The organism is Streptomyces apricus (assembly GCF_008369065.1).
Taxonomy (GTDB): Bacteria; Actinomycetota; Actinomycetes; order Streptomycetales; family Streptomycetaceae; genus Streptomyces; species Streptomyces apricus.
Genome location: NZ_VDFC01000047.1, coordinates 271404 through 281515, shown reverse-complemented (window position 1 = coordinate 281515; position 10112 = coordinate 271404). Strand labels below are relative to the sequence as shown.

The following is a 10112-nucleotide window of genomic DNA, read 5'->3' as shown; positions in this document are numbered from 1 at the left end:
GGCGGGGTCCGGGTCGGCCGGCGGGACGAAGCTGGCGGTGGTGCGGACGGCGCGGGACCGGGTGGTCGCCCTGGAGGTGCGGGGGCCGGCGGGCAACGACCGGGCGGCCTGCGCGCAGGGCGTCCTCGTCTACCGCGTACGCAGCGGGGCGGAGTCCGGCCGCGGGCCGATCGAGGTCGTCGACGCGCACCCGGAGTCCGGCGACTGCTGGGACGACTCGGTCTACGGCCCGCTCGCGGACGCGCCGGTCGGTGTCGGGGAGAGCTTCACCGTGCCCGGCGAGGACGTGCGCGTGGAGGTGCACGACCGGACGGCTTCGGGGGCGTGGACGGTGACGGTGACGACGGACACGTCATGACATGCGAGAAGCCCCCCGCTTCCGCGAGGGGCTTCCCACCGTCTGTGCGCCGCCAGGGACTCGAACCCCGGACCCGCTGATTAAGAGTCAGCTGCTCTAACCAACTGAGCTAGCGGCGCCTGCTGACGTCGTAGACCTTAGCATCCTGATCGGCGGGAGGAGAAATCGATATCGGCGCCCCGGGGGAGTGGGCCGACAGCCGTCGCCGGGCCGCTGACCTGGCCGCCCGCACCGCGGCCCAGAGCACGGCCTCCGGGCCGGGCAGCCAGGGCTCCCGGGTGTCGGGGGCGACGAGCCAGCGGGAGTCCAGGTGGACGGTGGCGGCCGGGTGCGCCGGGTGCGCCGGGTGCGCCGAGGCGGCCGGGGTCGGGGCGGGGACCGTCACCGCGTCGCCGGTGCCGTGGCACAGGAGCGGCGGGAGGGCCCGGGCGCGGTCCGAGCCGCCGCCCGCCCCGCGCTCCTCCCAGGCCAGGAGCGTGGGCAGGCGCTGTGCCGTGCCCGGTGCGGTGAACAGCAGGATCCGGCCCCGGTGGACGGCCACGGGGCCCGAACCGGGGCCCTCGTCCCAGAGCCGGTCGAGCATGAGGCGGCCGAAGACGGCGGGCGCGTTGACGACGTCGAAGACGGTGCCGCAGGCCAGGACCGCCGGGGCGGCGGGGCGGTCCTCCCAGAGGAGGCGGGTGCTGCGGGGGTACGTCCCCGCCGACGCGAGCCAGGCCGCGCCCTCGGGGGTGACCCCGGTGACCTCCGGGGCGCCGAGGGCGTCGAACGGGTCCGGGAGGGCCTCGGCGGTGTGGGCGTCGCCGGCGGTTCCGGAGCAGTGGGGGGCGTTGCTGACCAGGTTCCGATCGATGCTCATGACACCTAGATGTACCCGGCGTGAGCGTGTGGCCCCGCTGAGTTGGGGAAATCGGGGACAGGGGAGGACAGGGTGGAGTATCTTGCCCGCCTGGCATATGCCAGTGGACGCTTGCGACGTGCGTTCCCCTGCGGGCCGGTGGGGGCGGGCCGCGCAGTTCCCCGCGCCCCTAGGTACCTAGGGGCGCGGGGAACTGCGCGACAAGCCACGGCGGGCCCGCAGTCTTCAGGGGCGCGGGGAACTGCGCGAACGGCCCCCACCGGCCCGCGGGTGGACTCCGACCGGTGGAGCCGGGCGGTATCGGCGCCGCCCGGCGCCGATCAGACCGGATCCGAGTACCCCTCCGCATCGGCACCCCGCAACAACTGCCGCCCGAACTCGACCATCTTCTTCGCGTAGTCCTCGGTCCACTCCGCCCGCGCAGCGATCTCCGCATCGGTGAGCCGGTCGAACCGCCGGGGGTCGGCGAGCTGCGCCGCGGCCATCGCCTGGAACTCGACCGCCCGGTCGGTCGCCGCACGGAACGCGTGCGTCAGCTCCGTGGCCCGCGCCAGCAGCGCCCGCGGGTCGTCGATCGACTCCAGGTCGAAGAAGTGCTCCGGGTCGGAGGCGGCCTCCGCGGGCTCGAAGAGCAGCGGCGCGGGGCGCAGCCGCGGCTCGTTCCGACGCGGCGTGGGCTCCGCCATGACTTCTCCTCCTCGTGCAGCGGTCGGCCCGTCCTTGTGGGTGGGCCACCGTCCATTGTCCCTTGACCGCGCAAGAGGGCCCCGGCGCTCCCTCACGCCCCCCACACCACCCGGTGTCCGGAAAGGTGGGCCAGGACCGCGTGGTTCGCCTCCCAGCCGTCCGGGAACTTCACCGTGACCCCCAGCTGGACCGGTTCCGTGGAGGGGTGGTCGTCCAGGAGGTCGGTGACGCCCGCCCGGCAGACGACGATGCAGGCGTGCCGGTGGCGCGAGGCCAGCACGCACAGCCGGCCCGTCTCCAGGTGGAAGGCCGTCGCGTCGGGGCGGCCCGACAGGGGGTGCAGGACGACCGTCACGTCGTACTCCCGCCCCTGCAGCCGGTTCGCCGTGTCCACGGTCACCTCCGGGACGCCCAGTTCGGCCAGCGCCGCGCGCACCGCCGCCGCCTGGTCGCGGTGGGCCGTGCCGACGGCGATGCGGTCGGCCGTCAGCGGGGCCGCGTCCGGGGACCGCTCCGAGGTCGCCAGACCGCCCCGCTCCAGCAGCCGGCGTACGACCGTCGCGAGGGCCCGGACCGCCTCCGGGTCCGTGCGCGGGGTGTGCCGGGCGGGCAGCTCCAGCAGGCCCCAGCCCGACTCCGCCGCCTCGTCGATGACCCGGTCGGGGCCCGAACCGTCCGACGCCACCGCGAAGGAGAGCCGCCGGTCGCCGTGCCCGGTGCCGCTGCGGAACGGCGTGAACGGGTAGAACGCGTCCGACACCAGCGGCGCGGCCGAGGCCGGGAGCCGCCAGGAGACCGGCAGCCGGTGCTGCGGCAGCTCCGGGTTGTGCGCGAGGAGCGTCGTCACCGCCGAGGCCGAGGGGTCGTACGACAGGCCCGCCCACTGCTCCGAACCGACGATCGCGAACGGGTCCAGCTGGCCCGGGTCGCCCACGAACAGCGCCCGCTCGAACAGCCCCGCCACCGCGAGCAGCGCGTCCGAGCGCATCTGGTACGCCTCGTCGACGATCGCGTGCCGCCACGGCTCGACCCCCTTGACATGCGCCCACTTCGCGGCCGTCGAGATCACCACGTCAAGTCCGGCCAGGTCGCCCGCCTTCGCGGACTTGCGGACGTTCGCGAGCCCGTCGAGCGCCTTGTCGTACGGGTCGGAGTCGCTGCTGTGCAGCCGGCCCACCGGCAGCTCCGGGTCCTTCTCGGCGAGCCGCAGCACCAGGTCGTCCACCTGCGCGTTCGTCTGCGCGATGACCATCAGCGGGCGCCCGGCCCCGGCCAGTTCGAGCGCGGCCCGGACGACGAGCGTGGACTTGCCGGCGCCGGGCGGGGAGTCCACCACCACCCCGCGGTGCGCCCCGTGCAGCGTGTCGCGCAGGATCGCGTCGGTGGCGCGGCCGGCCTCGGCCCCCGGGGCGAAGACGGGGACCGCGGGAGCGGTCACGGGGCTGCTCACAGGATGTCCTCCTCGGTCACCGCGTCGGGCCGCGGCAGGGCGTCGGCCTGCACGGGCGGTCCGCCGTGCGTCCACGGCGTGTCCTCCGGGTCGGGCAGCTTCGCGCCGCCGCGCTGCTCGTGCTCGAAGAGCGTGAAGCAGAGCCGGTCGCCCTTCTCGGGCACCGATCCCGGCTCCGGCTCCTTGCCGCGGCCCATCTTGTCGAGGACGCGCAGCACGACGAGCGTGCCGCCGGGACCGGACGGGGCGTCCTCGCCGAGGACACCGGCCGCGCCGTCCCCCTCGTACCCCACGAACTCGGCGGCCTGCGGCTTCCCGCCGAGCGAGCGGTAGACCTTCACGCGCTCGCCCAGGTGCGGGGCGTCGTCCGTGCGCACGGTCACCAGGGGGCGCGGGCTCGGCCGCTTCCCCTCGCCGTACGCCATCACCACATCGGTGACCTCGCCCGCGAACGCCTCGCCCGCGAGCCGCCGCCCGGCCATCACCAGCGAGTCGTCGAGGGCCTCCTGCGCCTCCAGGCGCGCCTGTTCGCGCTCGCGCGTGGCGAGCTTGTTGGCCGCCGTGACCGCGTCGTCGCGGCGCGGCTGCGGGGGCTCGCCGGCCAGGATCCGGTCCCGGTGGCCGGTGAACGACCAGCGGTCGCGGGTCCACCTCTCGGCGGCGCGCGGGCCCTCGGGCAGCGCCCGCAGCAGGTCGAGCCCGCGCCACACCGCGTCCCAGGTGGGGCGGGTGCGGCTCGCCACCAGCTCGCGGATGTGCCGTTCGGCGGCGGTGAGTTCACCGAGCCGGTCGTCCGCCTCGATGCCGTCCTCGGCGGCCGCGAACGCCGTACGCGCGCGGTCGTAGCGCTCGATGGCGGGCGCGAGCAGCTTGTTGTCGAACGCCGGGTCGGTGGCGGGCCCCGCGGGCGGACAGACGAGCTGCCCCTGGGCGTCCCGCAGCAACTCGGCCCGCAGCGCCGCCTCCGCCCCGGACTCGCCCTCCGGCGGGTCGATCCAGGCGAGCAGCGCTCCCAGGTGCTGGTCCTCCAGCGTGGACTGGCCGGTGGCCCAGTGCCGGGACAGGACGTCCGTGAGGGCGACCAGGAGCGACGATCCGGGCACCCGCGCGCGCTCCCCGTAGTGCGTGAACCACCGTCCGAGCAGCGGGACGCGCGGGGGCGCCGGGTGCGGGGCCTCCGGGTCCTGCTCGGCGGTGCGCCGGAAACGCATGGAACGGCCGAGCAGCCGTACGAGGTCGATGCCGGCCCGGCCCGGGACGATCAACTGGGGTGCGTCCGCGCAGAGTTCCACCTCGACCTTGACGCGTTTGCCGGTCTCCGGGTCGGTCTCGTTGCGCTCGGCGGCCTCCACGTCCTCGGCGTAGGCGTCGATGTACGGCAGGACAACGTCCGCCAGCTCGGCGAGGAACGCGAACCGCAGGTCGCGGTCCCGGGGCTGGGGCACGAACAGCAGGCGGGGCTCGTCGCGGTCCGTGCCGACCAGGGCGCCCAGGGGCGCGCCGGCCTCTCCCGCGGTGGTGAGCAGGACGAGGACGAGGGGGTGGGTGCTGAGGTGGCGGTGGCGGACGGTGGCGAGGGGCTGGGCCCTGCCGGTGTCCACGGCCTCCAGCTTCGCGAGGGTGGTGATCAGGGACATGCTGCCCCCGTGGGCTGCGCCATGGCGGGCCGTGCGTCGTCTGCGGGTGCGTCGTGGCTTGTCGCGCCGTTCCCCGCGCCCCTTGCGGGGCCTGGGGTGCCCAGAGCCTCTGCTCTCAGCGCCGCCGCTCTGCGCAGGGCCGCCACCGTGGGGTCCTCGGGGTCGCCCGAGGTGCCCCGGGCCGCCGACAGGACGTCGTCCACCGAGGCCAGGGAGCCCAGTTCGGCACGCAGGGAGCGGCCCAGCGCCGTCACCGCGCCCTGCGCGCGGGAGCGGGCCCGGCAGTGGAAGGCCAGTTCGCAGGCGGAGAGGCATTCGGGGGCGTAGGTCGCCGGGACCGACTCCACCGCGGCCGTCAGCTCGGCGGGCGGCAGGTCGGGGGCGAAGCAGGTGCCCTCGGGGAGCGTCTCGGCGATGTCCTCGACGCGGACGAGCCGGTCTAGCTGACGACTGGTCACCGAGCGCTGCTTGCGGACGTCCACGGCCGAGGCGGTGGGCAGGTTGGAGAAGTCCTTCGGGCACACCAGCAACACGGTGTGCCGGACCTCGGGCGCGGGGTCCAGGCGCGCCGCGACCCGCTCCAGCGCCAGGACGTACACCGCGGACTGGCGGGCCGCCGCGCCCACCTTGGCCGCGTCGGCGGAACCGTCCAGCATCGGGAAGGACTTGATCTCGACGACCGTCCAGCTCCCGTCCGGGTGCACCACCACCGCGTCCGGTTCCAGGAACGCGGGGGAGCCCGCCACCTCCAGGGCGAGCAGCGGATGGTCGAGGAGGGTCCAGGTCCCCGCCGCGCTCGCCTCGCGCAGGGCGAGCGCCGTACGGGCGGTGCGCCCCTCGGGGCCGGCGGCGCCCAGGTCGGGCACGACGCCCGCGGCGGGCGGCTCGGCCCGCGGGTCCAGCTTCTCGTGCACCAGCCGCAGCAGCTCCGCGCCGCCGTCGGCCTTGACCCGCGCCTCGAAGGCGTTGCCCCGCATGAAGGCGAACTGCGACTGCCCGAAGGCCGACGGCGAGCCCAACGCGTCCGCCAGCAGCGTCTTGTTCACGCCCGCCCCGTCGAGGATCGCGCGCCGTCTGCAGCCCGGGTTCGCGGCGAGCGCCGCGAGGGCGCGCGCGTCCAGCGGCTGCGGAGGGACGGCCGGGCCGCGCAGCTCAGCGAGCCGCTGCCGGAGTCTCGTCCCCCGCGTCGGCGGGACTTGCTGCCGGTCCGGCTCCCGGCTCGGCGGCACCCGGGGTGGCTGGGACCTTGCGCTGTCGGGGAAGTCGCTCACCCGGCGAAGTCTGGCACTCCGCACTGACAATTGAGGAACCTGTGCCGTGCGGGACGACGGCCGGGCCGCCGAGTGACGGGGCGTAAGGCCGTGCCCCGTACCGCGCCCGGAGCGTGTCGGCGAGCCGCAACAGCGGCCGGGTGACCAGGAATCCGAGGCCCATGACCACGAACCCCGCGACCGCGTCGAGGAAGTAGTGGTTGGCGGTGCCCATCACCACGATCGTGGTGATCAGCGGGTACAGGACGCCCGCGACCTTGGTGAGCCGCGTGCCGCCGTACATCCACAGCATCACGCCGCACCACAGGGCCCAGCCGCAGTGCAGGCTGGGCATCGCCGCGTACTGGTTCGTCATGCCGCCGAGCCCGCGCGGCGCGCTCGCCTCGCCGCCCCACCAGCCGTAGTCGCTGTACTGGGCCATCGTGTCCACGAAGCCGTGGCTCGCCGCCAGCAGCCGCGGCGGGCAGGTCGGCAGCAGCGTGAAACCGATCAGGCCCATGAACGTGGACGCCATCAGCCAGGTTCTGGCCGCCCGGTAGCGCACCGCGCGGGACCGGAAGAGCCAGACCAGCACGGCGGGCGTGACCAGGTAGTGCAGCGACGCGTACCAGAAGTCCGCCGGGATGCCGAGCCACGGCTCCCGGGTGAAGAGACGGTTCAGCGGGTGCTCGGCGTTGAGGTAGAAGAACTTCTCGACGCGCAGGATCGCCAGGCCGTGGTCCACGGCGTGGGTCACGTCCCCGCGCGCCAGGAGCCGTCCCGCCGAGTACGCGCCGTACACGAGCAGGATCAGGGGCAGCTCGGTCCACCAGCGGAGGCGGGTACGGGGTACCCCCTCGCCGACTGGTGCATCGGTCCGCAGCATCCGATCCCTCCCCCTCCTGCTCGCCGGGCGCCAGTGCCGCGGACCAATGTACGGTCTGTGCGCCTCCTGCGTAGGAGCGCCCCCGGTGCTCAAAGACGCCGGGATCGCCCACCGGGTTGCCTCGCGGGCCCGTGAGAGATGATGAAGTGATCCATCCCTCGTTCTTCCGCGGTTCACCCTTCCCACCGCGCGACCCTCCCGGAAAGGCCCCCTCCATGGCACCGCGCATCCTGCTGGCCCGGCACGGACAGACGCAGTGGTCGCTGTCCGGCAAGCACACCGGCAGGACCGACATCCCGCTCCTGGACGAGGGCAGGCAGGGCGCGAAACTGCTCGGGGACCGCCTGCACCGGGCGCCGCTGGACGGGCTCCCCGGGGTGGAGGTGCGCACCAGTCCGCTGGCACGCGCGCGTGAGACGTGCGAGATCGCCGGCTTCGGCGGCCGCGCGACCGACTGGGACGCGCTCATGGAGTGGGACTACGGCGCGTACGAGGGCATGACCCCCGACGAGATCCGGGCCGAGCGGCCCGACTGGCTCATCTGGCGGGACGGCGTGCCCGGGGGCGAGTCCCTTGCCGAGGTCTCCGCGCGCGCGGACGAGGTGGTCGGCTGGGTCCGTGCGCAGGAGCGGGACGTCCTGGTCTTCGCGCACGGCCACATCCTGCGCTCGATCGGCGCCCGCTGGCTGGGCCTGGACATCGACTTCGCGGCCCGCGTCCGCCTGAACCCCACGAGCCTGTCGGTCCTCGGCTGGGCCTACGGGGAGCCCGCGATCGAGACCTGGAACGACTGCGGCCACCTGGCCGGATGACCGGGTGACCGGGGCCGGCGGGCCCGCGGGGCACGGGGCTCAGGCGGACCGCGGCAGCTCCTCGTGCCGGTCCAGGAAGTCCGACACCCCCGACGCGCGGCGGTGCGGCAGCAGGACCCTCGCCGTCCCCGCCAGCATCGACCGCACCCGGGACGACTGGACCTCGTCCAGCAGGTCCAGGACGCGCAGCCCGGCCGCCGCCGCCTCGTCGGGGTGCCCGGCGCGGGCCAGGTCGTCGGCGAGCTCGGCGGTGTAGAGCGCGCGGTTGCGGGTGAAGTGCGGGTCCTGCAGCCGGGCCGCCCGGTGGGCCTGGTGCGCCGCGCGCTGCCAGTCGCCCAGCGTCGACCAGCACTGGGCCTCCAGGCCGGCCAGCTCGGCGTCCCCGTAGAAGCTCATCCACTCCGGGTCGGCGTCGCAGGGGCCGCGCCCGTACAGTGCCTGCGCGCGGGTCAGCGCCTGCTCGCAGCCCCTGCGGTCGGCCAGACCCGCCCAGCCGCCCGCCTCGCGCAGCGCGAGCAGCGACAGGAGCCGGGCCGAGCCCAGCGGGCGCGCCGCGACCTGCGCCGCCTGGGCCGCCCGCACCGCCTCGCGCGGGCGCCCCGCGTCCCGGGCGAGGAAGGACGTGTTGCAGAAGGCGTGCGCCTCCAGGGCCGGGTCCAGCGCCACCCGGGCCGTCGCGAGGGCCTCCGCGTAGTGCGAGCGCGCGTCGTCGAAGCGGCCCGAGTCGTGGGCCAGCCAGCCCACCGAGACGGCCAGCTCGCCGGCTCCCGCGTGCAGCCGGTCGGTGGTCGCCTGCCGCGCCGCCCCGACGTCCAGCAGGGCGTACGCGGCCCGCAGCGGGGCCGCCGCCCTCCGGTACAGCCCGTCGGCGCCGTGCCGGTCGTCCAGCAGCCGGATCCTGCGCACGGCCTCCTCCAGCGCGCCGGCCTCGGCCTCGCCGGCCCGGCGCACGGAACGCTGCGGCGCGGCCTCGGCCGTGCCGCCGGACGCGAGCCCCCAGGGGCCCAGGGAGGCGGCCGCCACCGTGGCGCTGCCCCCGCTCATGAATGCGCGACGTCGCACGTCGCTCTCCTCGTGGTTCTGGTCGTCGAACTCGTGCGGGTCGTGCGGCTCGTGCGGGTCGTGCGGCGGAGCCGGCGCCGGGCCGGCGGTGCGCGCCCCCCGTCCGCGCACCGCCGAGCGCGGCACGAACCCCAGGTCGGTCAGCGTCCGGCCGGGGAACATGTGCAGGAACACCCGCTCGTACGCGTAGTTGGGACAGCGGATCTCGCCCGCCTCGACCCGCCCGATGTAGCGCGCGTCACAGCTGACCCGCTCGTCGATCTCCCGGGCCGCCCGCCGTACCGCCGCGGCGAACTCGCCCGGTGAGCGACGGCCGCGCAGACGCCGGAAGACGAGATTCGGCGTCGGCGGCCGGGACGACTGTGACGACGCGGTCATCGGTGACGACGCCATGGCCGGGTCCTCTCTCGCGAACCGTCGAACCGGACCGGGAACGGCGCGGGCCGAGCGGCGACCGATCGGGCCGCGCCTGTGTTTCCGGCGGGCACGAACGTACCCGCTGTGACGGTCCCGCTACGTGGAGTTTGGCTACAAAACGGATATCTCATACCTGTTCTGCCATGAACTGCCATCCTTTACGGCCGAGTTTTGCCGTAGCCGTTGACTCGGTGGAGCGTTGAACCGTGCGGCGTACTCGATCGAGGAGGGGTTCCGTGGTGGAGGCGAGGATGGAGACCGGGCAGGGCGTCGACTGCTGTCCGCCGGCACCGGGGTCGGCGTCGGCGGCGTCCGGCGGTGAGCGGTGCGGATGCCGCGCGGACCCGTGCGATCTCGTCACCGTGCCCGCCCGGCAGGGGCTGGAGGCCGTCGACATCCTGCGGCGCGGCGCGCCCGCCGAGGCGGTCGGACCCGTCCTGCACGACGACAACTGCGACACGCTCGGCTTCCTGGTGCCGCCCGGCACGGCGTCCGCCTGGGACGTCCCCGGCAGCACGTGCACGCGGACCGACGGCCGGGGGGTCCGGCTGGCCCCTGAGCCGCCCGTGGAGGGGTCGGACTGGCTGCTGCCGCCGGGGGAGGCGGAGCTGGCCACCGATCCCGCGGTGCTGCGGGCGGCACTGGGGGAGGCGGCTCGCCTCATCGAGGCGGCCGACAACTGCCGTTGAGGCGC

9 protein-coding genes, 1 tRNA gene and 1 pseudogene are annotated in these 10112 nt (G+C 75.2%); 3 read left to right on the top strand and 8 right to left on the bottom strand.

The window, feature by feature from the left end:
* Window positions 1-358: pseudogene (locus tag FGF04_RS27650) on the top strand (M6 family metalloprotease domain-containing protein); the annotation flags it as partial.
* A gap of 45 nt (window positions 359-403) precedes the next feature.
* Here the strand turns inward: FGF04_RS27650 and FGF04_RS27645 are convergent.
* From FGF04_RS27645 to FGF04_RS27615, 7 genes are all read right to left on the bottom strand, one after another.
* Window positions 404-477, bottom strand: a tRNA-Lys gene (locus FGF04_RS27645).
* Window positions 468-1217 carry a bifunctional DNA primase/polymerase gene (locus tag FGF04_RS27640; protein WP_235882529.1) on the bottom strand — a complete coding sequence of 250 codons (750 nt, stop codon included), beginning with the start codon at window positions 1215-1217 and terminating at the stop codon, window positions 468-470. Before FGF04_RS27640 ends, FGF04_RS27645 begins: the two co-directional genes overlap by 10 nt.
* 320 nt (window positions 1218-1537) lie before the next feature.
* Entirely contained in the window at window positions 1538-1903 is a 366-nt protein-coding gene (locus FGF04_RS27635; protein ID WP_149514057.1) for a hypothetical protein, read from the bottom strand.
* Window positions 1904-1995: 92 nt separating this feature from the next.
* Window positions 1996-3354 (bottom strand): AAA domain-containing protein, encoded by a 1359-nt coding sequence (locus FGF04_RS27630; protein ID WP_408055675.1) that lies wholly within the window; start codon window positions 3352-3354, stop codon window positions 1996-1998.
* Entirely contained in the window at window positions 3351-4991 is a 1641-nt protein-coding gene (locus tag FGF04_RS27625) for a hypothetical protein (RefSeq protein WP_149514056.1), read from the bottom strand. The genes FGF04_RS27630 and FGF04_RS27625 overlap by 4 nt, the downstream gene beginning before the upstream one ends.
* Entirely contained in the window at window positions 4982-6220 is a 1239-nt protein-coding gene (locus FGF04_RS27620; RefSeq protein WP_235882557.1) for a hypothetical protein, read from the bottom strand. The genes FGF04_RS27625 and FGF04_RS27620 overlap by 10 nt, the downstream gene beginning before the upstream one ends.
* The gene (locus tag FGF04_RS27615) at window positions 6144-7127 is read right to left on the bottom strand and encodes a phosphatase PAP2 family protein (protein ID WP_149514055.1); all 984 of its coding nucleotides are present in this window, start codon (window positions 7125-7127) and stop codon (window positions 6144-6146) included. Before FGF04_RS27615 ends, FGF04_RS27620 begins: the two co-directional genes overlap by 77 nt.
* A gap of 215 nt (window positions 7128-7342) precedes the next feature.
* Between FGF04_RS27615 and FGF04_RS27610 the strand changes: the two genes are divergently transcribed.
* Window positions 7343-7939, top strand: a complete 597-nt coding sequence (locus FGF04_RS27610) for a histidine phosphatase family protein (protein ID WP_149514054.1) — start codon at window positions 7343-7345, stop codon at window positions 7937-7939.
* Between the two features lie 39 nt (window positions 7940-7978).
* Here the strand turns inward: FGF04_RS27610 and FGF04_RS27605 are convergent, their stop codons facing one another.
* Window positions 7979-9394, bottom strand: coding sequence for a hypothetical protein (locus FGF04_RS27605; RefSeq protein WP_149514053.1), 1416 nt, complete (start codon window positions 9392-9394; stop codon window positions 7979-7981).
* Between the two features lie 260 nt (window positions 9395-9654).
* Between FGF04_RS27605 and FGF04_RS27600 the strand changes: the two genes are divergently transcribed.
* Window positions 9655-10107, top strand: a complete 453-nt coding sequence (locus tag FGF04_RS27600) for a hypothetical protein (RefSeq protein WP_408055674.1) — start codon at window positions 9655-9657, stop codon at window positions 10105-10107.
* Window positions 10108-10112: the final 5 nt, after the last annotated feature.